The sequence below is a fragment of the Candidatus Clostridium eludens genome (assembly GCF_045310515.1).
Classification (GTDB): domain Bacteria; phylum Bacillota; class Clostridia; order Clostridiales; family Clostridiaceae; genus Clostridium_B; species Clostridium_B eludens.
The window spans coordinates 70379-95751 of sequence record NZ_JBJHZX010000003.1 but is presented as its reverse complement, the minus strand read 5'-3'; the positions used below and the strand labels follow the sequence as shown (position 1 = coordinate 95751).

The window sequence follows — 25373 nt, the reverse complement described above, 5'->3', positions numbered from 1 at the left end:
AACCATCACCTCCAAACAGCAAAAAATTGGGGAAGGATATATTTATTAAATAACTAAATCTTTTATCAATTCGTTCAAAACTCTTCTTACATCCTCCCACAAATACCCCCTTCTTAGAAGATATGCTCCTAACTTTTTGTATATTTTCACGGAATCATTTTCTGATTTTACTACTATATCATACCTTTTCTTTGCAATATCATATAATGTATCTCTGCTATTTTCTTTATTATTATTTTTTAGATCCATAGTCTTTTTTTGTTTACTAGTGTAATTATACTCTTTTATAATTTTTTTCAGTATATTTTTCACCAGCTCAAAGTCATAACCATTTCTCACTAAGTAATTACCCAGCTTGGTGTATATTTTATTTGCATTTTCTTCATTTTTAATAATAACATCATATTTCTTCCTGGCAATATTAAAAGCAGCTTTTTCTTCCAGTGAACTATTTATGCCGCATAATTTTTCATCTACAATACTTTCTTTTATGCCTTTTTTTATTAAAGAGCATTTAATTTTATTTCTACCTTGAGAATGAATTTTCTCCTTTATATACATTTCTGCAAATTTGTCATCATCTATAAAATTATAACTTTTTAAAAACTTCATGCATTCTTTAACAGTATTCTCATCATATTTTTGAATTAACTTATCCCATATCTGTTTTTCTGTTTTATATGCTCTTTCTATAATTTTCAGCGCACAACCCTTGCACTTTATATAGTTATCCTTATCAATTATACCTTTTAAGTAATCTATATCCAAAACATCATCCTTAGATATATTATAACTATAAACAAGTTCTGCACTACAGGAAAAAGCAAACTCTTCATTTAAATATATATTAACCCTATCTTTGTTTTTCTTTTGCAGTTCAATTTTAGTTACTACATGCTTATTCAAATATTACCCCTCCAAAAACCTATCATCCTCTTTTAAGTATATGAATAGTGGGATTATTAAAAACAATTTTAGCTACTTCATATATATCTTCTTTTTTTATATCTTCAATTTTTTCTATATCATTGACAAACTTGTATATATCATCTCCTTTCATAGATTGATGCAGAATATAATTTCCCATATCTGTAGGATCTTCAAGAGTAAAAATCACTGCAGTTTTCAATACCTTTTTCATTAAACTAACCATGTCATCCAGAAAAATCATATCTCCATTCTTCACTTTGTCAATACAGTCTTCAATAATATCAACAGCAGTTTTCAAGTTATCATCACTTACAGAGGTATATATATATAAAGTTTTTATTCCATCATTTAAATCCAAATCTGTATATACATCATAAGCCAGTCCTCTTTCCTCTCGCAATTTTGTAAACAATATAGAATTGTTACTTCCTCCAAACTTATGATTTAAGATTCTAAGAGCCAATTCCTGCTTTTCACTCAATTCACCGAAAGTAAAAAGGTATAAAATAGTACTTTGTTCTATATCCTTTTTAAAAGATATCTTTTTGCAAGGAGTATTGTATTCAATTATTATATCATCCCGATTAAACTCTTTAAATTTCCATTGATTAAAATGCTGACAAACCAAATTATAAATTTCTTCATGCTCATAAGGTGACACTACTGATATAAAGCAATTATTAGGTACATAATACTTATTATAAAATTCAATTAAACTTTCTCTTGTAAACTTACGTATATCTTTTTCATCTCCAGCAACACTATATCTAAGTTGGCTTTTTTTAAAAGCTATTTTATTTATTTTATCAAAACTATAATCCTCTATATCATCTTTGCTAGTTCTCATTTCTGATAATATAACTTCCTTTTCTTTTTCAACTTCCTTTAAAGGAAATATAGAATTCATAAGCATATCAGAAATAATATCCATAGACTTTTGTAATTCTTCCCTTAAGCATGTAATGCTATACACAGTAGAGGTATTATCTGTATAGGCATTATATTCTCCACCTAAAGTCTCTAAATCTATATTTAGCTGCTTATTGTTCCTAGACACTGTACCCTTAAAAAGCATATGTTCTATAAAGTGAGATATGCCCCTCTCATTGTTATTTTCATACAGAGCTCCTATCTTAATTGCTGTATGAAAAGCTGCTATTTGGGTATCCTTTTTTACTGTAATGAGTTTTATTCCATTAGGCAAAACTCTTTGTCTAGCATCAAACATATTTAATTCTCCTTTTAAAAATATAAAGTTGTAGTACATTCTATTATAAATTATATTTTTACAAATAAAAAGTGTTTAAAAATCAAATTAAAATTTGATAATATGTATATACTATGATATGATAAACTTTGCTTTGCAATATAAAAAAGAAAGAGGAATTTTAATGAAAAATATTAGTTTTAACGATTTAAATTTACATCCCAAGGTTTTTGAAGCAATAGACAACATGGGATTTGAAGAGCCATCACAAATTCAAGCAGAATCTATTCCTATAATATTAGAAGGAAATGACGTTATCGGTCAGGCACAAACAGGTACTGGAAAAACTTTAGCCTTTGGAGCACCAATGTTAAGTAAAATAACTCCTAGAAATAAACATATTTCAGCCCTCATAATTACTCCAACAAGAGAACTAGCCATTCAGGTTAATGATGAACTATCTAGAATTGCAAAATTTATGAAAATACTATTACTTCCTATATATGGTGGTCAACCTATAGAAAGACAGATTAAATCTTTAAAGAGAGGCATAAACATAGTAGTAGGTACTCCTGGAAGAATACTAGATCATATCCACAGAAATACTCTGGATTTAAGTGGTATAGAATTTTTGATACTAGATGAAGCAGATGAAATGCTAGATATGGGTTTTATAGAGGACATAGAAGAAATAATAAAAGCTTCCAACTCAGACAGACAAACGCTGCTTTTTTCTGCTACCATGCCAGATCAAATTAAAAGATTAGCTTCCAAATATATGAAAACAAACACAAAATATATAACAATAGCTAAAAACACACTAACTGTTGAAAAGACAAAACAATATTATTATGAAATAAAACATAAAGATAGATTTGAATCTTTATGCAGAATTTTAGATGTAGATGAGCCTTCCAGTGCCATAATATTTTGTAAGACTAAACGTGGGGTAGATGAGCTAGTAGAAAGCATGCAGGCCAGAGGATATAATGTGGAAGGCATGCACGGAGATATGGGACAGAACCAAAGACTAAATACCCTTAGAAAATTTAAGGAAAATTCTCTTGATTTTCTAATAGCTACAGACGTGGCCGCAAGAGGTATAGACGTAGAAAATGTTTCCCATGTTATAAATTATGATCTCCCACAAGATATAGAATCCTACGTTCATAGGATAGGAAGAACTGGAAGAGCCAATAGAGAGGGTATTGCCTATTCCCTAGTGACACCCAGGGAATATATATTATTAAAACAAATAGAGAAATTTACCAAAAGCAAGATAAAAAGAAAAGATATTCCTACTATAGATGAAATATTTGAGGCTAAATATAAGAATATAGAAGAAAAAATAAAAAAAGTTATATTGGAAAATGATTATAAAAACTTTATTCCAGTAGCTACAGAATTAGATGAAGAATATAACCTGGTAGACGTAGCTGCTGCACTTATGAAAATAATTTTTGATAAAGAACTAAGTTTTGATTATAAGGAAAATTCCATAGGTATAGAAGACAGTAATGTAAGATTATTTTTCTCTATAGGTAGAATGGATAATATAACTCCGAGAAAATTAGTAAAATTTATAAGCGAAACTTCTTCAGTAGAAGCATATGAAATAGGTGATATAGATATATTAAATAAATTTACCTTTATAAATGTTCCCGAAAGAGTTGCAGCTATCATATTAAAGAAGTCCAACGGAAAAAAACTTCAAAGTAGAAGAGTTTCTGTAGAGCTAGCTAAAAGTAAGAAAAATTAATGATTTATCCATAAATATCGTCCGCTTTTTAGTGATAAATTAAATTTTTCAAATTATCTTGACAGTAAAATAATTAAGCCCTATACACCAAACTATATTCCAAAGGTTTTAGGGCTTTTTGTAGTACTTATACATTAAATTTAAATTTTTGATAAATTTTATAATCAATATTAGGAAATATGTTGTCTAGGGATTCCAAGTCTGATAAATTTTTCAAATCAATAGCATTTTTAGTTATACCATCATAGAGTTTATTAAATCTATCCACGTGGGTATTTATTCTTTTAACAGCATACTCTACAGTAGTATTATTTTTTATGATAAAAGGCCAATCTGAAGATTCTGCCAGCATCAGTTCCCTGGCTGCTTGATTCAAAGCCCTTCTTTGTAAATCTGTAGGGTTTACATAGGTATTAGAAAGTCTTATCATATACTCTGCACATTTATGTATCTCTCTATATATCCATTGATTTGAGGGATTTATCCATACAGAAAAGTCTCCATTTTCCCCCCAGCTTGAAGGACATGGGCTTGAACACTGAACTACAGGGTATTTTTTTAAATAATCCATAGGAGAAATTAACTTATAATTGCAGTTATCCTGGGAAGACCTTCTTATAAATTCATTTATAAAATCAGGACCCTCAAACCACCAATGTCCAAACAGTTCTGTATCATAAGGACATACTATTATAGGTGGCTGCTCCATGTGTTCACTGATTGCATCAATTTGTTCCACTCTACATCTTGAAAAATGCTCTCCATGACTTTTTATCTTTTCCATGGCTTTTTTTCTATTATAGTATTCTTTTCTGTCTGTATCACCAGTTATCCTATAGTATTTTATTCCAGTATCAATTCTAATTCTATTCTCATTTATATAAGGACTTATATATTCTAAAGGAAGTTCATATCCTATGTCTCTATAAAATTCCCTATAGTTGAAATCTCCTGGATAACCCATAAAGTCACTCCATACCTGATAAGACGACTCCATATCCCTTCCAAACACAGAAATTCCATTAGGAAGTGCAATAGGTGCATAAACCCCATATCTAGGTTTTGGAGAAGCATTGATAATTGCTCTATTCTCTGCTACAAAATATTTAATTCCGAATTCTTTAAGTATATAGTCCAAAGAATAAGTATAGGCACATTCAGGAAGCCACATTCCATCAGGCATATGTCCCATATGTTCCAAATAACACTGGACACCTACTGCTATTTGTGCTTTAATTGTTTCTGGATTTATAGCAAGCAGCGGTAAAAGCCCATGAGTAGCTGAACAGGTTAATATTTCCAAACATCCTAATTTGTCAAATTTTCTAAAGGCATTCATTATATTGTAGTCATAATTTTTATATACTTCTAATATTCTGCAAAATCTTTCATTATAGAACTCAGAAAGCATATTAAGTTCCTTACTATGTTTTGTTCTTTTTATTTCTTTTTCAGAAAGCTCTATAGATTTTTTTAAATATCGTAAATATTTATTATTTAAATAATCATCCTCTAACATAGTCATTAAAGTAGGGGTTATAGACATAGCTATCTTAAAATCCACATTATCTTCTATAAGTTTGTCATATATATCTATAAGAGGTATATAGCACTCACTTATACCTTCAAGCAGCCACCTTTCCTCTAATGGATCCTTCAAATTGGGATGTCTTATAAAAGGCATATGACTGTGAAGTATAATAGAAATATATCCTTTAGTCATTTTACACCTCCTCTAGAAGAAGTTAAAATATATTTTTCCTCTAACTTTTCCATGTATTTGTCTATAAATTCATCGTAATAATAATTGTCTTTAAATATTAATTGGGGATATTCACTTTTTTTTTACTGATTATAAAAGGATATGGTTTAGGTTCATTACAACTTACTTTACTTTCTTCAAATTTAGGAAGTTCCGCCTCTACATTAGATATAAAATCTTTAGAAACATCTACAAAACAAAGAGAAGTGTCTGAAGACCCATTATCCCTCGGAGTTGTCACTGTATTTGAAACTGCAAACGCAACAAAGGTATTGTCTGGTATAACCCTGCCTAATTTTACGAATAAATCCATATCGTCTTTTTCCACATCTATATACCAGCTATCTGCAAAGGGATCTATAAAAATTGTTTTTATATTTTTAGCTATACCATTTTCTACAGAATAGACTTTTATAACCGGCTTTGAATTTTTCCAAGATTTTTCTCCATGTCTGTCTTCAAACTCTTTCACTGTCATAGGTGATATGTTATAATAACAAAATATTCTATGGGAATTTTGAACCATGAGCACCAAAGAAGTCTTTTCATTACTCTTCAATAAATTCACCTCTTTCATTATAATAACTATATTATACCTGCAAACTCCATATATGTCACTTATAAATTGCAAATATATTACTTTAAATCATAAATTAAGCAAAAAAGTCCCTATAAGTGTAGATTAGAAATAAGCATACACACTCCTATGCCTAATGGGTTATCTCATCTATAGTTACAAGTTTAAGATATGTGATTTATAAGAAAATTATTCATCTTCACAAATATCAATCCACTGTTTCATTTACTAAATCTTTAATTTGTTGTAAATTTATTTTTAAATTACAAAAAAGGAGTTTCATATAAACTCCTCTGCCTATGTAGTAAACATATCTTCCAGACATGAAATATGATATTATAACAATTCTTTTATCTGTACATCATAGTTTCCATCAGGTGATATTACTGTTGCCCTATCTCCTATCTTTAATCTAAAAAGAGCCTTTCCTAAAGGAGATTCTATGCTTATCTTCATATTTTTAACATCTGATTCTACAGAACTTACCAGGGTGACCTCTTCAACTTCATCCACATCATAAAACTTTACTAAAGCAGTCCTATTTATATCAAACACATCTTTTTCCGATGAACTCTCTATTATCACAGCATTTTTAAGTTGATTTTCAAGTTCTTGTATCCTAGTCTCAGTCATAGATTGATCCTCTTTAGCTGCACTGTAATCAGCATTTTCACTAAGATCCCCTTGTGCACGGGCAGCTTTTAAAGCAGCCTTAATTTCTACTCTTTTAACCATCTTCAGATATTCTAATTCATCTTCTAATTTTTTCTTACCAGCTTCTGTCAAAATTACATCTTGCATAAAAAAACTCACCTACTATTCTAAATTTTATAAGCTTCTATTCCAGAAATCATCAAATTTCTACAAACTTAAAAATTTCTATACATCCATTTACTTTACTATTTTATTATAAAGTATCTGAAAATAAATAACAAGTGAAAGATACCACGTCAATTTTACTAACTACAGCCAAAATGGACCTGACAAAATTTTAATTATATGATTTTTAGAATAATAACTCAAATTATTGGCAATAATTTAAGTTACTACTTAGATATCTTTTTTAAGATACCTCAAACAAAAAGGAGGATTTAAAAATGGTGATGCCAGCTCACATAGGAATAATTCCAGATGGAAATAGAAGATGGGCACTAAAAAATGGTATGGGAAAAGAAGAAGGTTATAGTTTTGGTCTAAAACCTGGTATTGAGTTATTTAAATCATGTAAAAAGTTAGGCATAAAAGAATTAACCTTTTATGGATTCACTACAGATAACACCAAAAGACCTGCTCTTCAAACTAAAGCATTCACTAAAGCTTGCATAGAAGCTGTGAAGATGTTATCTATGGAAAATGCTTCTCTTTTAGTAGTAGGAAACGCAGACTCTCCTATGTTCCCAAAAGCTCTTCTTCCCTATACGGTTAGAAAAGATTTTGGTAAAGGAGGAATAAAAATTAATTTTTTAGTAAATTACGGCTGGGAATGGGATTTAGGTAAGGCAAAAAAGCTTGAGACCACAAATAGATCTTCTATCATGTCTAGTTTAAATTCCAAAGACATAACAAGAGTAGATTTAATTATACGATGGGGAGGACGAAGAAGACTCAGCGGATTTCTTCCTGTTCAATCAGTATACTCAGATTTTTATATAATAAATGATTATTGGCCGGATTTTAAACCTGAACATTTAATGCAGGCCCTTAAATGGTATAGCCATCAAGACGTGACTTTAGGGGGCTAAAAATCACTTTTTCTTCTTTACAACCTTTTAATTACACTATTTTTAGAAAATTTTTTCACTTATAATTAACATCTTTCCGAAAATACTATACATAGAGGTGATATAAATAATGTTAAAAAATCAAAACAAAGAAAAAGTTAACAAAGATATTCTAGAAAATCACCAAACAGCTGCCTGGGCAAATATAACTAAAACCAAGCCAATTTCAAAAGTAACTATACCAAATGAAACGGAAGTTAAAAATGCTAAAGAATGGGTAGACAGTAATGAAAAATAAGTTAAAGGCTGTTTTCAAAACAGCCTTTAACTTATTCTTATATTTGTGACAATTTTTTATATATTTCATACCTATCTTTAGAATTTCTTTCAGCCAAATCAAACAATCCTTCAGCCTTTTCCGGAAAAATATTTTTTAGTGAAGAAAATCTCACTTCTCCATCTATATATTCCCTAAAAGAAGATTTTGCTTCCTTAGAATCTAAAATAAAAGGATTTTTACCTTCTAACTTTAATATAGGATTAAACCTATATAAATGCCAGTATCCACATTCCACTGCCTTTTTTTCTTCAGCCATACTAGTTCCCATTCCAGTTTTTATACCATGATTTATACATGGAGAATAAGCTATTATTAAGGAAGGTCCTTTATAATTTTCAGCTTCTATTATTGTCTTTATAGTATGATTCATATTTGCCCCCATGGAAATCTGTGCTACATATACATAGCCATAACTCATTGCCATAAGCCCTAAATCTTTCTTTTTCATTACTTTACCTGAGGCTGCAAACTTCGCTACAGCGCCAGTCTGGGTAGCCTTAGAAGACTGTCCTCCTGTATTTGAATAAACTTCTGTATCCATTACAAATAGATTCACATCTTCCCCTGAAGCTAATACCTGATCTACACCTCCAAATCCAATATCATAAGCCCAGCCATCTCCACCTATTATCCAATGGGACTTTTTAGCCAGATAATCTTTTTTATCAATTATTTCTTTTAATATAGGATCCTTTGAGTAATCATAACTTTCGATGGCTTTTATAACTTTAGCCGAAGCAATTTGGGACTGGTTACCATCTTCCATAGTATTGAGCCACTCGCTAAAAGCTTCTATTATATTATCATGTTTACAATTTTCCAAATATGAAGTTATAAGAAATTTAAGTCTTTCTCGCATTTGTTTTACTGCCAAAGACATGCCATAGCCATATTCTGCATTATCTTCAAATAATGAATTTCCCCAGGACGGTCCTTTTCCATTTAAATTCTTAGTATATGCTATAGATGGAGCACTTGCCCCCCATATGGAGGAACACCCTGTGGCATTGGCAATCATCATTCTTTCACCAAACAGCTGGGTAAGTAATTTTATATAAGGAGTTTCTCCACAACCCGGACAAGCTCCATTAAATTCTAAAAGTGGTTTTACAAATTGACTACCCTTCAATGTGTTTCTGCTTGCCAGATCTTCTTTTGGAGTTATTTTTACTGCGTAATTCCAGTTCTCTGATTCAACATCAATCTGTTTCTCCAGAGGTTTCATAATAAGTGCCTTCCCTGGCGCAGGACATATATCTGCACAATTTCCACAACCGGTGCAGTCCATGGGGCTTATCTGTATCTTAAAGTTCAATTTATCCAGTCCACTACCTACAGCTTTTTTGCTTTTAAATCCCTGCGGTGAATTTTTCACTTCTTCCTCATCTAAAAGGAAAGCCCTTATAGTAGCATGAGGACAAATAAGTGCACATTGATTACACTGAATACACTTATCAATTTGCCATTCCGGCGCCATTACAGCTATGCCTCTCTTTTCATAGGCCGTTGTTCCAAGTGGATATGCTCCGTCTGCTCTATCTAAAAATGCGCTTACTGGTAAATCATCTCCTTCATTTCTGGCCATAGGCTTCTGAATGTTTTTAATAAAATCCGGATCATCATTAACTTCATTACAGTCAGCCTTTGCATTTGGCCAACCTGCAGGTACATCCACCTTTATAATAGCTTCTATGGATCTATCCACTGCCATTTTATTCATTTCTACTATATTCTCACCTTTTCTTCCATATGTCTTTTCTATTGACTCTTTTAAGTATTTAATGGCCTGGTCTATAGGTATTACGTTAGCTAATTTAAAAAATACTGCCTGCATTACCATATTAATTCTTCCACCAAGGCCAATTTCTCCTGCAATTTTAACTGCATCTATAATATAAAATTTTATATTATTTTCAGATATATATTTCTTTATATAAGCTGGAAGTCGTTCTTCCAATTCTCTTTGTTCCCAAGGACAGTTAAGCACGAAAGTTCCATTCTTTTTTAATCCTTTTAATATATTATAATTATATATAAAAGATTTGTTATGGCAAGCCACATAATCCGCACTGTGTACAAGATAAGGAGACTTAATTATTTTTTTACCAAATCTTAAATGAGATATAGTAGTTCCTCCAGATTTTTTACTATCATAGGAAAAATAGGCCTGAACATAAAGATTGGTATTATCCCCTATTATTTTTATAGCCGATTTATTTGCACCTACAGTGCCATCAGAGCCTAAGCCCCAAAATTTACAGCTTATAGTTCCCTCAGGAGTAGTTTCTACAATTCCCTGCTCTTCAAGAGAAGTATTAGTTACATCATCTATTATACCAATAGTGAATCTTTTCTTTGGCTTACTATTTATCATATTCTGGAATACAGCCAATATTTGAGAAGGAGTGGTGTCTTTAGAGCCAAGTCCATACCTTCCTCCAAATATTAAAGGTTTATTATCCATTTCATAGAATATTTTACATACATCCAAATATAAAGGTTCACCAATAGATCCTGGTTCTTTGGTCCTATCTAAAACTGATATGGCTTTAACAGTAGACGGCAATACCTGTAAAAAGTGCTTTTCTGAAAAAGGTCTGTAAAGATGTACTTTTATACATCCTACCTTTTTTCCCTTCTTTATTAAATAGTCCACAGTTTCATCTATGGTATCACATACAGAGCCCATAGCTACAATTACATATTCAGCATCTTTATGTCCATAATATTCAAAAGGTTTATAACTTTTTCCAGTTATTTTATTTATCTCATTCATATACATCTCTACCATTTCAGGCACTTTGTCATAGAATTTATTTGAGACTTCTCTGCTTTGAAAGTATATATCTGGATTTTGGGCAGTTCCTCTAACTGTAGGATGCTCTGGGTTTAAAGCCCTATTTCTGAATTCCTGTATGGCATCATAATCCACCAGAGGTTTAACAGCTTCATAATCTATAACTTCTATTTTTTGATATTCATGCGAAGTTCTAAATCCATCAAAAAAGTGTAAAAATGGCACTTTGCACTTTATGGCACTTAAATGGGCTACAAAGGCTAAATCCATTGCCTCTTGAACACTAGACGAAGCTAAAAGGGCAAACCCGGTCTGCCTGCAGGCCATAACATCCTGATGATCTCCAAAGATTGAAAGTGCATGAGCCGCAACTGCCCGAGCACTTACATGAAACACTGCAGGCAATTGTTCTCCTGCTATTTTATACATATTGGGAATCATAAGTAAAAGTCCCTGAGAAGCCGTATATGTAGTAGTTAATGCACCTGCTGCTAAGGAACCGTGTACTGCCCCTGCAGCTCCTGCCTCGGACTGCATTTCAGCTACTTTAACTGTCTGACCAAAAATGTTCTGTTTTCCATGGGCTGACCATTCATCTACACCTTCGGCCATAGGCGTAGATGGTGTAATTGGATATATGGCAGCCACATCTGTAAATGCGTAAGAAGCATATGCTGCTGCTTCATTTCCATCCATAGTCTTCATAATTTTAAGCATAAATTTATTACCCTCCTCTAAGTATATATTCTTTTATCTATTATTTGAAATATACAAATTCTCATGCATATAAAAACATTTTATTTTCAAATAACTTAATCAAAATTGCCTCTTTCACATATAATAAATACGTAATTTAATTTACAGGCCCTAATGATATTTAAACTAATTTTTATTATCAATTGATAAAATATATCGAGTGATTTTTCTATTGACTTACAAAGTTTTTTCCTCTATTATAATAGATATTACCATTTATCATTTGATAATTTCTGAATTTAAAGGGAGATGTTTTGATTGGAAGAAAAGGTAAAGGCAGCAAGACTTTCTATATTCTCTAACACCAGCCTAATAATCATAAAATTAATAGTAGGATTAATCACTGGCTCAGTTAGTATTATATCTGAGGCTATACACTCTACTATGGATTTAGCAGCATCTATAATAGCATTTTTCTCTGTGAAAATATCATCTAAACCGGCGGATAGAGAGCATCCCTACGGTCATGGTAAATTCGAGAATGTATCTGGCGTAATAGAGGCAATGCTAATTTTGGTGGCCTCTTTATGGATAATAATAGAATCTGTGGGAAAAATATTAAACAAACAAGAAATGTTTTCATCAAATGTTGGTTTTCTAATTATGTTTTTGTCTGCAGGTATAAATTATTTGGTATCTAGGAAACTATATGAAACATCAAAAAAAGTAGACTCAATAGCATTAGAAGCAGATGCTCTTCACCTTAAAACTGATGTATATACTTCTTTAGGGGTTGGTCTGGGATTGTTTTTTATATGGCTTACAAATTTTTATTTTTTAGATCCCTTAATAGCTATACTTGTAGCTGTATTTATTTTGAAGGAAGCTTTTGTTCTCTTAAAAACTGCCTTCAATCCTTTGTTAGATGTAAAATTATGTGATACAGAAATTGACACCATAACCAAAACCTTATCTAAATACAATTTAGGATACTGCAATTTTCACAAATTAAGAACTAGAAAGTCCGGAAATAAGCGATATATAGATTTACATTTAGTATTTCCCCAAGATATGTCTGTAAAAGATGCTCATGATATTTGTGATAAAATAGAAACAGAAATAGAGCATTCTCTAAAAAATACGGAATCAATGATTCATTTAGAATCTTGTAATAATAATTGCGAAAACTGCCAATTTTGTAAGAGAGCTGAATGTAAAACAGATAGGAATTAACTTATCCTATCTGTTTTGAATTTTCTATTTACTTTTTCTCATCATTTAATGCACTAATTAATCTATCAAGGTCTATTCCATGTACTAAGGAAGCTTCCTTTAATGTCTCAGATTGTGCTGAAGGGCATCCTATGCAACCCATTCCAAAATTCATAAGTGTCTGGGCATGTGCAGGACTTATCTTTATTATTTCACCTATAGTCATATCTTTACTAATTTTAGCCATAATCTTTAACCTCTCTTCAATAATTTTTTACTAAGTATTATATGTCATCTATTAATTATAATTAATATATATTTTAATACTAAATTCATATCATATCAAGATTAAAATAATTTTTATAATAAAAAAGATTATTTGAAGATGCCTTACTTAACATTCATTAACTTAAAACTAGAATTACTAATATTAAAGTTATCTTTTAATCCTTCTGTAATATATACTTCCTTGTTTTTAGTTATAAATATGGCATCCAAACCCTGTATTGTTTTTACATATTTTATTCCCTTATCCACACCTAGATAAAATATATTTTTAGTCATAGCATCTGCATCTATAGAAACATTTGTCACTAAAGTAACACTAGCCAAGTTATTATCCATAGGGTACCCTGTAAATGGATTTAATATGTGATGATATTTTTTACCATTTTTTTCAAAATATCTTTCATATATTCCTGAAGTTACTATAGTCTTATTAGTAACTTCTACAGTTCCCATTACCTCCCCTGTTGTTTCAAAGGGATTTTGTATTCCTATTTTCCAAGGCCTGCCATTAACATTATTATTTATAACCACTACATTTCCACCTAAGTTTACAATAGCATGTTTAACTCCATTTTCTTTTAATATTCTTGCAGCTTCGTCTGCAGAATATCCTTTAGCTATTCCCCCTAAGTCCAAAGACATGCCAGGTTTAGCCAGCATTACTTTCTTATTCTGTTCATCTAATATAAGATCTTTATAGTTAACTAATGATTTTTTTTCATCAATCTCCTGCTGAGATGGAAGTTTAGCATGGTCTGTACCTATTCCCCAGAGTTTTACCAAAGGTCCAATAGTTATATCAAAAGAACCTGATGATTTCTGTGAATAATACTTTCCTTTTTGTAAAACATAAAAAGTATCATCTGATACTTTAACAAAGTTTTTTCCTGCTGAATCTGCTACTGCATCTAATTCCGTTCCCAATTTATTCACACTCATCTTATTCTCAATTTCCTTAATTCTATTAAAAGCCTTATCTATAACTGTATTTGTCTTTTTATCATACACAGTTATAGTACATATAGTACCTAACATATACTCTGTTTTTGAAATAGGTTCTGTAGAAGTGTAACTATTTATACATGAATACAGAGGAATTACACAAATTACCAAAACAGCAATTAAAATAATATGTATTTTTTTTATATAGGTCATTTTATTCAATCTGCCTCCTTTTAACAAAGACTTACTTTTAAGATGCCTTAGTCTACTTTGTAATTATAACACATACAATAATCATAGTAAGTATTTCTATTATTTCATTATTTGCTCCAAATAAATCGCCAGTAAGTCCCCCTATCTTTTTATTGCAAAACAAATTAATTAAAAAAGACATAAACAGCGCACTAACTACCAGTATAATCACATATACAAAATTCATATTTAATAAAAAAAGCAAAATAACCATAGTTATAAACGCAGTCAAAAAGAGCTCATATTTACCTATGTTTCCTATAAACAAGTTTCCAGAACCTGTACTTTTAGCCGGTTTACCTATAAAAGCTATAAAAACTATTGAAAATCTAGCTACAACAGGTGCTGCTATTATTATAAAAGAAAATTTAGGTACTATAAAGCAAAAAAGGCTGTATTTCAAAAGTATATCCATTATTATAGATAAACAAGCATAAGTCCCTATTCTACTATCCTTCATTATTTCTATTATTCCACAGCTGTCTTTAAAAGCAAAAAAGCCATCACACATATCACCTAATCCATCTATATGTAATGCACCCGTAAATATTATTCCTATGAAAATTGTAATACTCACAGAAACATTTACAGGAAGTATAATTATACATAGTTTATATGTTACCCACTGTATTAACCCTATAATAGCCCCTATAAACGGCATGAAAATAGATGCTCTTTTAAAATTTTCTTTTTTACAAATTAAATTTTTATTAACTGGAATTCTAGTTAACAGTTGAACCATTAAAAGGAAATCATTTAAAAATTTTTTCATAACCCTTAACCTTCCTATGATTTATAAAAAGTTATATGATAATATTATTATATTATATCAAAATGTTATATACAAATTTATATATATAATACTCATATACATAAATTTACATTTATGATAACAATTACTTGAAAATTACTTTTGACAAATAATAATTTTTATTATATAGTTATAATTGATAATGAAAAGAAGGTGGTGCATATGGATAATTTAACTTCTATATTTAGAGAAAAAAAACTGAAGCTTACTCCACAAAGAATTGCAGTATATAAATATTTACAATCTACTAAAGAACATCCATCAGCTGAAACTATATATAAGGCTCTTCAGGCCAATTACCCTACTATGAGCCTGGCAACTGTATACAAAGCATTAAAAACCTTAGTTGAAGTAAATCTAATTCAAGAAATTAATGTAGGTGAAGGAAACTTTAGATATGATGGAAATGTTTGCCCCCACTCTCACATTCAGTGTTTAAGTTGTGGAAAGGTAAATGATGTAGAAGGAGTTTGCTTTGCAAACTTAAATGACCAAATTAAAAACTGTGTTGATTATGAAGTACTAAGTAACCAAGTTTATTTTTATGGAATATGCAAAGATTGTTGTGAAAAAAACTCTGAACAACATTAAATGATTACTAGGGCAGTTACTGTTCTTAACAAACGTAAGTAACTGCCTTTTTTACATTTCTAATAAGATTCATCCACTACTTCATTCCACTCATTGTCAGTATACTTTCCAGAAAGTATATTTTCTATTTTAGAAGATATGTTGTTTACAAGATTTTCTGGTATATTATATATAAAGGCAATACTATCTTCTGTTCCATTTTGCAAATGTGCTATTACAGTTTTTTTAATTCCTTCCTTAAAAGTATTAGCATTTTTATTTCCTGTAACAAAACCCTTTTTAGATAATTTTTTCTGGGTATTATCACTAAATATAAATTCTATAAAATCATCAATCTTATCTCCATTTTTATTATTCATAGGAATACTTATTATAGTATCTGACATAATAGGAACTTTTAATTCATGTTTACCATCTAAACTATAAGACTGCAGGCACTCTATACTTGGATTATCAAATCGATTTACATAATAGGAAGAAGCTATAATCATGGGAATGCCATTCCTGTTAAATTTTTCTATAGTACTTTCATTACCTATTTCAAAAGTATCTTTGTTGATGTATCCACTTTTAACCAAGTTCTCCAGCGTATCAAACCCTTTTTGAACCTGGCTTAATTTCTTATATTCCGAGGAGCTGCTATCATATATACTTTCAAGTTTTCTCATAGGTATCACATTATTTAATATAATGGAAAATATAGTATTATTTATATCCATCCCTTCATTTAACACTACAGGCACTCTCTCTGACAAAGAATTGAACGCTTTTAAAGTAGATTCAACTTCACTTATGGTGGATGGTACTTTTAAATTTAGTCTATTAAAAGCCTCTTTATTACAAAGTATTTCCACTGTATAAGGAATCACAGGAATTCCATAATATCTGTCATTAAACCTACCATAAGCTTTTACCACAGTATAATACCTGTCACTTAAATTATTTTTTTCATATAAACTTGACATATCACTTAAAAGGCTTTTTCTAACTAATTTCAACATATCATTTCTAGAAGTAAATACAACATCTACATCACTGTTTTCTGCTATATCCTCTTCTACTTTCCCTCCTATGGCATTATTTATATTAAGTTGGACCTTGGGATTTGCCTTTTTATATTCGTCTGTTAAGAATTTTATTATGCTTAAGGATTCTTTATCCTTTACACCTATATATATATTTATCTGCTCATTTTTTAAAACTTCCTCTTTTTTGCCACAGGCGCACAAATTAAATATAAATACTATAACTAATAAAATCATTATATTTTTATTTTTATAAAACATAAGTTCTCTCATCTCACTTTTTAATAAGTTACAGATCAAATTTAATGTTAATACTCTACAAATTTATTTTACACATAATAATTAAATATATAATAAATTCATATAATTAAATGGAGGTGAAATTTATGAAATTCAGAGTAATATTTCTAAAAAAAGCACATATATATCTTTTACTATTAATATTGCTAATTGTAGTATTATCCATAATTTTTATAACATCTAAAACTTCTTCTACATTTAATACTATTTCTAATAATAAAAATATAAAAGCAGATTTTAATGGTGATGGAAAGGAGGATATATTATCTGTTACCCGTGTTGATGATAACTACTTAATGGAGGCAACAATTGATAACAAAACTTTTAGTCTTAAAACAGATAAAAATTCTCCCTTAATTGAAACTTATTCTCCCTATTGGCCTTTAAGGGTGACTCTTATGGATATATCAAGAAACAAAGTTCCTGAAATATTCATACAAGGTTCCAAAAATAATAAACCATTACAGCGTGTTTTTATATTTCACGACAGTAACTTTGACAATATACTTTCTAGTTCTAACAACATACTAGGATTCATAGATTGTGTAAACAATAAAACCCCAAAGGTTATATCCGGTAAAATTCAAGGAGATACTATAACATTTTCAAACTATATTTTTTTAAATTATAAGTTTACAAATTATAGTTATGACACTGATAAAACTTTTATAGGCAAGGATACCATATATACATTTATAAAGCTAATAGAAGGTCTTCCTCAAAGTGAATCCTATAAACCAGGTAGTATATTTTCATCTAATATATCTAAAGAAGATATGTCTTTAATAGGAAATCTATCGGGAGAAAATAATTCTTATGTATTTCAGGATGCCTTATTTAAAGAAAATAAGTGCAATAAAAATGGAGATATATCCGAGGTATGCTGGACATTAAATTTTAGGGGTATATCCAATGCCGATAATAGTATAATAAAAAATTATACATTAAACCTAGTTCTCACACCGGATAAAAACAGTAAAGAAAATTATTATTTCAAAATTGCTTCTATGTACAAGTAAAAAGCACATAATTCTTAGATTTCAGGTAGAGTTTGCTTATAAGACATGCTATCCTGAGCCTTAGGAGAATATATCCGGGGACACAATCAGTACTTATCCTATTTTGAAGAAGCTGTAGCTATTAACAAGTCAGCTTTGAATAAAAATAAAGGGACCGTTCAATGCGGTCCCAAGGGGGATGGGGGGTTATTACATCAAATAATATTTATTATCTGATGTAAAGGAGAATTATATCTCCAATTACATTTATTATAATATCCAAATAAGCATAAACTATTCACATAAATTAAAAATTATAATATTTTTTATATAATTCTTCTACTTCTAACTTTACACTTTGTCTCAACTCTTCAGGTTCAATTATTTCTGCATTTTTCCCAAAACCCATTATCCATTGTTTTACGTCCTTAATATCATCTACATACAAAGTAAACAATATACTTCCACTTTGCAATTCATTTATATTTTGGTTTATATGCCATTTGGTATGTTGAATAAAATTAACTATTTCTTTATTGAATTTTATTACAACTTTTATTTTGTTTCCACCAAATAATCCCCAATGATTATTTAAATAGTCCTTTAAAGAAAAAGTACGGGGCCTCATATAAATGTCATTACTAACCTTTAAACTTTTTATCCTATTTAGTTTAAAGTTTTCCACATCATCTTTCATATGGCAATATCCTATTACATGCCATTCTCCTTCTTTAAATATCAAATCATAAGGATCTACTTTTCTCATAGTTAAATTATTCTTATTTATAGAAAAGTAATTTATATTTAAACTTCTTCCTTTAGTCATGGAAGAACTAATCTTATATATTTTATCTTCTAAATTTTCTATATTACCTATTGAATCTATTGAAAAATTCCCTGTAGTATCTACTCTGTTTAGATTTGTATTTTTATTTACATATAAACTCTTTATTTTGTGAACTGCACTTTTCAAATCCCTTTCATATATAAAACCTACTTTTTCAGTAAATACTTTTGCAACCATAAGGAGAGCCTTAAGCTCCTCTTCACTTAAATTTGCAGGTTTCATATAAAAACTTTTATCTATGTAGAATCCTCCATACCTTCCCTTCTTAGTACAAACAGGGATATCGGCTTCATTTAAGCTATTTATATATCTATATATGGTTTTTTTATCTACTTTTAATATTTCAGATAATTCTGACGCTGTAGTTAACTCTTTATATTGTAATATTATTATCATTTCTAATAAGTTGGAAATTTTAGACATGTATTTTACCTCCAGTATGAATATCATAACATTTAATTATATCGTCATTTTTTATATTTTTTTTAGTGTATTTTTAGATAAAATTAAATTTGTCCTATTATCTAACATTTAAAACTTGAAATATACTCTTTACTTTGTGTATCAAATTTTTTAATTAAGAATAGTATATAGTATATAATTAAATCTATATTATCTGCTTAATAAATTTTATTTGCACTAAGATATCTCCAAATAAAATTTTTAAGTAACTTTATTAAAGTTCTACTTAAAATAAGGGGTGAATTTAATGTCAAGACACCATCGCAAAAATTACAATACAGGCTTTAATTTAGGTGATATTTTAAAAAATGTAGATATATCCCAGCTTATGTCCATATTATCCGCTTTAAACGGCGGCGGGGGTTCCAACAATTTATCCGGTGATAAATTAAGTTCCCTTCTAAATAATATAGATTTAAGCAGTATATCTAATAAAAACAATACATCTGGATTTGACGAATCTACTATAAAATCTCAACTTGCTGCATTAGAAAGTAGATTATCTAAAATAGAGAGTGGAAACACCACAAAAGAACAGATAATGAAAACAGTGAAAGATCTTCAGCAATCTCCGGATGCAGCTAAAATATTAAATGATTTTATGAATTCTAACTTTAAAGACTCTGAGTAATTTTAGATACATTATATAATAGAATTATATTTAAAATCACATAAAAAATACTATCAAAATATATTAAACTAATTTTGATAGTATCCTTTTATTTTTCACAATACTAATAATTACATAAGTTTTATCTTTCCTATTAAAAGTGCCACTACAGTTATAGAATTAAATACAAAATGGTTAAATACTGCGTACCAGTATCCCTTCTTATTCATTAAATAGCAATTGTATAAACCCACCCACAGTATTACAGCAAATGCATTTAAACTAAAATGAATCATTGCAAATATTATACTACTTAAAAATGCAGCTAAATATACTCCCATTGCCTTTGAAAATATTTTTTCAAATAAAAGCCACCTAAATACAAATTCCTCAAGTATAGGTGCAAATATTATAACTACAGGTATCATTATCAAAAATTTTTCTAATGGCATATTTACCATATTAGTAACTATTTCCTGATGCTTTAGTTCAACCTTAAAATTAGTAAGTATTATGGCCTGAATTGTAGATATACCTATATTTACTATATAAAATATAACTGTTAAATTTAAAGCTTTAATGAATTTAAAATTTTTTATACTAAACTCACTTGTATATTTTATATATCTTATATTTATAAGTACAAAGACAAAGGGAATAAAGTTTTCTATGAATACAGAACTGACTATATATAATGTTCCAATCAATACAAGAAGTATGTCACTTCTTTTTCTTTCCCTCCAAAACTTTGCAAATACTAAAAAAGGCGGTATATATACAATCATAAATACAAGGATGTTTTTTATAATCTCTAATCCCAACATGGTTAACTTCCCCTTGCTATTATTTTAGGTATTTAATAATACCTTTATCACCTATACTTAAATTTTTCAACAATACAAATTCATTATATCCTCTAACACTTCCAGAAATTCTTCTTTCCCTTGTTTATTAAGAGAAGAAAAAATTAAAATTTTATCTTCAACATCTGGCTTTAAAGTATCTTTTATAATTTTCAAATTTTTATATAATTGGTTTTTGGATATTTTATCAGCTTTAGTGGCAATAATAATGGTCTGGTAATTATAGTATTTCAACCACTTATACATAGTTATGTCATCATTTGTTGGTTTATGCCTGCAATCTAAAAGAAGTATTACCCTTTTTAATTGTTCTCTGCCTTTAAGATAATCTTCTATTACCTTACCCCAATTTTGCTTTTCTGTTTTAGAAACTTTGGCATAGCCATATCCGGGTAAATCTACAAAATAAAATTGCTCATTTATCAGAAAAAAGTTAATTAATCTGGTTTTACCTGGGGTACCGCTTACTTTAACCAGCTTTTTTCTATTGGTAAGAACATTTATAAGGGAAGACTTTCCCACATTAGATCTTCCTACAAAGGCTATCTCCACTTTATCATCCTTAGGATACTGATCTGGATACACCGCAGAAGTTATGAATTCCGCTTGCTTTATTTCCATAAATAATCCCACCTAACTATAATTTGAAATAGCATTTTCTAACACTATATCTATATTATCTGCAAGTATATATTTTAATTTATTCTTAACTGTATTTGGAATCTTCAATAAATGTTTTTCATTCTCCTTAGGTATTATAACTGTATCTATACCCGCCCTGTATGCGGCAAGACTCTTTTCTTTAAGTCCTCCTATAGGAAGTACCCTTCCTGTTAAAGTTATTTCGCCTGTCATAGCTACATTATATCTAACTTTCTTTTTACTTAGAGCAGATATCATTGCAGTTACCATAGCTACCCCTGCTGAAGGTCCATCCTTTGGTACTGCCCCTTCCGGTACATGTATATGTAAATCATATTTTTTATAGAAGTCGCTTTCTACTCCATATTTATCAGCATTAGCTCTTATATAACTATATCCTGTTTTGGCAGACTCTTTCATTACATCTCCAAGTTGACCTGTTAATTCTAATTTCCCATTTCCTGACATAATGGTTGCCTCTATAGGCAGTGTATCTCCTCCATATCCTGTCCATGCCATCCCCATTACTACTCCTATTTTATCTTCTTTATCAATCTTATCATATGTATATATTTCAGGTCCAAGGTAAGATTTTACTTTAGTTAAATTAATATTAATACCCTTTTTATCTTTTTCCATCATTTCTGATACTGCTTTTCTTATAACAGAGGCAACTTTTCTCTCTAGACTTCTTACCCCAGATTCTCTAGTATAATTATCTATTAATTTATATACACATGTATCTGATAATATAATTTCATTATTTTTCACGCCATTTTCCTCTAATTGCTTAGGTATCAAATGTTCCTTACATATATGAAATTTCTCCTCACTTGTATATCCTGATACTTCTATAACTTCCATCCTGTCAAAAAGTGGCCTAGGTATATTACCTATGCTGTTTGCAGTAGTTATAAACATAACATTTGAAAGATCAAAATCTAGTTCCATATAGTGATCCCTAAAGGCATTATTTTGTTCACTGTCTAATACTTCTAAAAGTGCATCTGCTGGATCACCTCTAAAATCATTACTCATCTTATCTATTTCATCCAGTAAAAATAGAGGATTTTTGGATTTTGCTTGTTTCATACCATATACTATTCTTCCCGGAATAGCTCCTATATAAGTCTTTCTGTGCCCTCTTATTTCAGCTTCATCCCTTACACCTCCAAGAGACATTCTAACAAAATTTCTATTTAAAGCATGAGCTATAGATTTAGCTATAGAAGTTTTTCCTACCCCCGGAGGTCCCATAAGACAAAGTATGGGTCCTTTAAGAGATTTACTCATTTTTTTAACTGATAAATATTCAATTATCCTATCTTTCACATCTTTTAAACCGTAATGCTCTTTTTCAAGTATATCCCTAACAGATTTTATATCTAAATTATCCTTAGTCTGAGTGTTCCATGGAAGCTCCAGTATCCAATCTAGATAAGTCCTTATTACTCCTCCCTCTGCTGAATAGGCCCCTGTATTTTTTAGTCTATCTAATTCATACAGTGCTTTATCCTTAACAGCTTTAGGCAGCTTACCCTTGGTTATCCTATTTTTATATCTGTTCATTTCTTTTTTATCTTTATCATCTTCTCCCAGTTCTTCTTGTATTGCCTTTAATTGTTCCCTCAAATAATAATCTTTTTGAACTTTATCTATTTTATTTTTTACTTTAATTCCTATTTTTCTCTCTAATTTTAAGATTTCTATTTCATTTGCCAGTATAGCAAGTATTTTCTCAAGCCTTTTTTCTATTTCATAACATTCAAGAAGTTCTTGCTTTTTTTCTTGTTTTAGCATCAAGTAAGAACTAATAGTATCTGCTAGTCTTCCTGCATTATCTACTTCATCCAGTGTCATTATGGTTTCAGCTGGTATGTTACCTGATAACTTCACGTATTCATTAAAATTCTTTTTTATAGCACGTACAAGTGCCTCACACTCTCTATTTCCATCATAGTCTTCATCTTCTAAAGTCTCAACCTGAACCTTAAAAAAAGGTTCTTCGCTAATATATTCTTTAAGTAAAGCCCTAGTTTCACCTTCCACCAAAACCCTCACTGTATCCCCCGGCAATTTCAATATTTGTTTTATACTGCAAATTGTACCTGTTTCAAATATATCCTCTCTACCTGGCTCTTCAGTCTTTGCCTCTTTTTGTGCGGTTAAAAATACCTTTTGTTCCGAAATCATAGCCTTTTCCAAAGCAAGTATTGATTTTTCCCTGCCTACGTCAAAATGTAAAACCATATATGGAAATATAGTAATACCTCTCAATGGAATTAGAGGAAGATCTTTAAAATTTTTATCCATATCTCTCTCTCCTTTAAATATTTTCTTAATAATTCAAACAATGTAAGTTAACTTAAATAAATACCATTAACTTACTTAAAAGAGAGCACCGACATCACGACATCAGTACTCTCTTTTTCAATAAGGTTATGCAGTTTCAGGACCTTTTCGTGTTCTTGATTTTTTCAGTCTGATAGGAGTTCTTTTCCCATTTTCCGCCTCTATAAGTTCTGGCATCTTTGTTGCTACTGCATTCTTATCAATTATAACTTTAGCTATTTCTTCTTTTGAAGGAATATCAAACATTACATCCTTCATAGTTTCTTCTATAATAGCCCTCAGACCTCTGGCACCAGTATTTCTCTTTAAAGCCTCATCTGCTATTGCTTCTAAAGCATCATCTTTAAATTCAAGTTCTACATCATCAAGTTCGAAAAGTTTTTTATACTGCTTAACAAGTGCATTTTTAGGTTCCTTTAAAATACTTATTAATGCCATCCTATCCAATGCTTCTAAAGTAACTATAATAGGAATTCTTCCAACAAATTCCGGTATAAGCCCGAACTTCAAAAGATCCCCTGGCATTATTTCCCTTAAAAGTTTTCCTATATCTTTTTCCTTTTTGGATTGTATTTCCGCTCCAAAACCTAAAGTACTGACTCTAGTCCTACGTTCTATTATACTATCTATGCCATCAAAAGCTCCTCCACATATAAATAATATATTGGTAGTATTTATTTGAATAAATTCCTGATGAGGATGTTTTCTTCCTCCCTGAGGAGGTACCGAAGCCACTGTACCCTCCAATATTTTCAAAAGAGCCTGCTGTACGCCTTCTCCTGATACATCCCTGGTTATAGACGGATTTTCTGACTTTCTTGCTATTTTATCTATTTCATCTATATAAACTATTCCATGTTCAGCTCTTTCTATATCATAGTCTGCATTCTGTATTAACTTCAACAATATGTTTTCTACATCTTCACCTACATAGCCAGCTTCCGTTAAAGTGGTAGCATCTGCAATAGCAAAAGGAACATTTAAAAACTTTGCCAAAGTTTGGGCTAAAAGGGTTTTTCCAGAACCTGTAGGTCCTAGTAAAAGTATATTACTTTTTTGGAGTTCTACATCATCACCCGAATTGTTGTTTGAATTTATTCTTTTATAATGATTATATACTGCTACCGAAAGTGATTTTTTTGCACTTTCCTGACCTATTACATATTGATCAAGATAGTTCTTTATTTCTACAGGTTTGGGAATAGAAGTCATATCTATTTGAACATCTTCTTCAAACTCATCACTTATTATTTCAGAACAAAGTTCTATACATTCATCACAAATGTATACACCCGGTCCTGCAATTAATCTTCTTACTTGATCTTGTGTTTTACCACAAAATGAACATTTAAGCTGTTTTTTATCATCATTTTTGGCCATTTTTACACC

General features: G+C 30.0%; 22 protein-coding genes. 7 read left to right on the top strand and 15 right to left on the bottom strand.

The genetic code is table 11. The features are described 5' to 3' along the window. Window positions 1–45: 45 nt before the first annotated feature. On the bottom strand, window positions 46–906 hold the full coding sequence (recX, locus tag ACJDU8_RS02985; protein WP_406790667.1) for a recombination regulator RecX: 861 nt from the start codon (window positions 904–906) through the stop codon (window positions 46–48). 22 nt (window positions 907–928) lie between these two features. Then, a complete protein-coding gene (locus ACJDU8_RS02980) occupies window positions 929–2158 on the bottom strand; it encodes a M16 family metallopeptidase (protein ID WP_406790666.1) in 1230 nt (409 codons plus the stop codon). Window positions 2159–2321: 163 nt separating this feature from the next. Between ACJDU8_RS02980 and ACJDU8_RS02975 the strand changes: the two genes are divergently transcribed. Continuing rightward, complete coding sequence (locus ACJDU8_RS02975) at window positions 2322–3896, top strand: DEAD/DEAH box helicase (protein WP_406790665.1); 1575 nt, start codon at window positions 2322–2324, stop codon at window positions 3894–3896. 127 nt (window positions 3897–4023) lie between these two features. Here the strand turns inward: ACJDU8_RS02975 and ACJDU8_RS02970 are convergent, their stop codons facing one another. The 3 genes from ACJDU8_RS02970 to greA all read right to left on the bottom strand — a co-directional run bounded on the left by ACJDU8_RS02970 (window position 4024) and on the right by greA (window position 7036). Then, window positions 4024–5619, bottom strand: coding sequence for a glycoside hydrolase family 57 protein (locus ACJDU8_RS02970; protein ID WP_406790664.1), 1596 nt, complete (start codon window positions 5617–5619; stop codon window positions 4024–4026). 97 nt (window positions 5620–5716) lie between these two features. Then, window positions 5717–6226 carry a DUF4912 domain-containing protein gene (locus ACJDU8_RS02965; RefSeq protein ID WP_406790762.1) on the bottom strand — a complete coding sequence of 170 codons (510 nt, stop codon included), beginning with the start codon at window positions 6224–6226 and terminating at the stop codon, window positions 5717–5719. A gap of 345 nt (window positions 6227–6571) precedes the next feature. Next, window positions 6572–7036 carry a transcription elongation factor GreA gene (gene greA, locus ACJDU8_RS02960; RefSeq protein ID WP_406790663.1) on the bottom strand — a complete coding sequence of 155 codons (465 nt, stop codon included), beginning with the start codon at window positions 7034–7036 and terminating at the stop codon, window positions 6572–6574. A 296-nt stretch (window positions 7037–7332) separates the two neighbouring features. Here greA and ACJDU8_RS02955 point away from each other — a divergent pair, with 296 nt between their 5' ends. Both ACJDU8_RS02955 and ACJDU8_RS02950 read left to right on the top strand, forming a co-directional pair. Beyond that, entirely contained in the window at window positions 7333–7977 is a 645-nt protein-coding gene (locus ACJDU8_RS02955; RefSeq protein ID WP_406790662.1) for an undecaprenyl diphosphate synthase family protein, read from the top strand. Window positions 7978–8086: 109 nt separating this feature from the next. Continuing rightward, entirely contained in the window at window positions 8087–8254 is a 168-nt protein-coding gene (locus ACJDU8_RS02950; RefSeq protein ID WP_406790661.1) for a CDIF630_02480 family spore surface protein, read from the top strand. 37 nt (window positions 8255–8291) lie between these two features. Here ACJDU8_RS02950 and nifJ read toward each other — a convergent pair whose 3' ends face one another. Further along, window positions 8292–11810: a pyruvate:ferredoxin (flavodoxin) oxidoreductase gene (nifJ, locus tag ACJDU8_RS02945; protein WP_406790660.1), complete on the bottom strand. Its 3519-nt coding sequence runs from the start codon at window positions 11808–11810 to the stop codon at window positions 8292–8294. Between the two features lie 297 nt (window positions 11811–12107). Here nifJ and ACJDU8_RS02940 point away from each other — a divergent pair, with 297 nt between their 5' ends. Beyond that, complete coding sequence (locus tag ACJDU8_RS02940) at window positions 12108–13022, top strand: cation diffusion facilitator family transporter (RefSeq protein WP_406790659.1); 915 nt, start codon at window positions 12108–12110, stop codon at window positions 13020–13022. 28 nt (window positions 13023–13050) lie between these two features. Here ACJDU8_RS02940 and ACJDU8_RS02935 read toward each other — a convergent pair whose 3' ends face one another. The 3 genes from ACJDU8_RS02935 to cobS form a co-directional block, all read right to left on the bottom strand. Then, window positions 13051–13248: a DUF1858 domain-containing protein gene (locus ACJDU8_RS02935; protein ID WP_406790658.1), complete on the bottom strand. Its 198-nt coding sequence runs from the start codon at window positions 13246–13248 to the stop codon at window positions 13051–13053. Window positions 13249–13391: 143 nt separating this feature from the next. Next, window positions 13392–14444, bottom strand: coding sequence for an FAD:protein FMN transferase (locus ACJDU8_RS02930; protein WP_406790657.1), 1053 nt, complete (start codon window positions 14442–14444; stop codon window positions 13392–13394). 52 nt (window positions 14445–14496) lie between these two features. Further along, complete coding sequence (cobS, locus tag ACJDU8_RS02925; protein WP_406790656.1) at window positions 14497–15255, bottom strand: adenosylcobinamide-GDP ribazoletransferase; 759 nt, start codon at window positions 15253–15255, stop codon at window positions 14497–14499. A 201-nt stretch (window positions 15256–15456) separates the two neighbouring features. On the opposite strand from cobS, the gene perR reads away from it, so the two are divergent. Next, window positions 15457–15885: a transcriptional regulator PerR gene (perR, locus tag ACJDU8_RS02920; RefSeq protein WP_406790655.1), complete on the top strand. Its 429-nt coding sequence runs from the start codon at window positions 15457–15459 to the stop codon at window positions 15883–15885. Between the two features lie 59 nt (window positions 15886–15944). On the opposite strand, the gene ACJDU8_RS02915 is transcribed toward perR, so the two are convergent. Beyond that, window positions 15945–17171: an ABC transporter substrate-binding protein gene (locus ACJDU8_RS02915; RefSeq protein WP_406790654.1), complete on the bottom strand. Its 1227-nt coding sequence runs from the start codon at window positions 17169–17171 to the stop codon at window positions 15945–15947. A 125-nt stretch (window positions 17172–17296) separates the two neighbouring features. On the opposite strand from ACJDU8_RS02915, the gene ACJDU8_RS02910 reads away from it, so the two are divergent. After that, the gene (locus tag ACJDU8_RS02910) at window positions 17297–18229 is read left to right on the top strand and encodes an FG-GAP repeat domain-containing protein (RefSeq protein WP_406790653.1); all 933 of its coding nucleotides are present in this window, start codon (window positions 17297–17299) and stop codon (window positions 18227–18229) included. A 286-nt stretch (window positions 18230–18515) separates the two neighbouring features. Here the strand turns inward: ACJDU8_RS02910 and ACJDU8_RS02905 are convergent, their stop codons facing one another. Next, window positions 18516–19478: a helix-turn-helix transcriptional regulator gene (locus ACJDU8_RS02905; protein WP_406790652.1), complete on the bottom strand. Its 963-nt coding sequence runs from the start codon at window positions 19476–19478 to the stop codon at window positions 18516–18518. Window positions 19479–19764: 286 nt separating this feature from the next. On the opposite strand from ACJDU8_RS02905, the gene ACJDU8_RS02900 reads away from it, so the two are divergent. Then, window positions 19765–20148 carry a hypothetical protein gene (locus ACJDU8_RS02900; protein WP_406790651.1) on the top strand — a complete coding sequence of 128 codons (384 nt, stop codon included), beginning with the start codon at window positions 19765–19767 and terminating at the stop codon, window positions 20146–20148. A 110-nt stretch (window positions 20149–20258) separates the two neighbouring features. Here ACJDU8_RS02900 and ACJDU8_RS02895 read toward each other — a convergent pair whose 3' ends face one another. The 4 genes from ACJDU8_RS02895 to clpX form a co-directional block, all read right to left on the bottom strand. Continuing rightward, the gene (locus tag ACJDU8_RS02895) at window positions 20259–20951 is read right to left on the bottom strand and encodes a CPBP family intramembrane glutamic endopeptidase (RefSeq protein ID WP_406790650.1); all 693 of its coding nucleotides are present in this window, start codon (window positions 20949–20951) and stop codon (window positions 20259–20261) included. A 66-nt stretch (window positions 20952–21017) separates the two neighbouring features. Next, window positions 21018–21611, bottom strand: coding sequence for a ribosome biogenesis GTP-binding protein YihA/YsxC (yihA, locus tag ACJDU8_RS02890; protein ID WP_406790649.1), 594 nt, complete (start codon window positions 21609–21611; stop codon window positions 21018–21020). A gap of 12 nt (window positions 21612–21623) precedes the next feature. Then, entirely contained in the window at window positions 21624–23945 is a 2322-nt protein-coding gene (gene lon, locus ACJDU8_RS02885) for an endopeptidase La (protein ID WP_406790648.1), read from the bottom strand. 126 nt (window positions 23946–24071) lie between these two features. After that, window positions 24072–25364, bottom strand: coding sequence for an ATP-dependent Clp protease ATP-binding subunit ClpX (gene clpX, locus ACJDU8_RS02880; RefSeq protein ID WP_406790647.1), 1293 nt, complete (start codon window positions 25362–25364; stop codon window positions 24072–24074). Window positions 25365–25373: the final 9 nt, after the last annotated feature.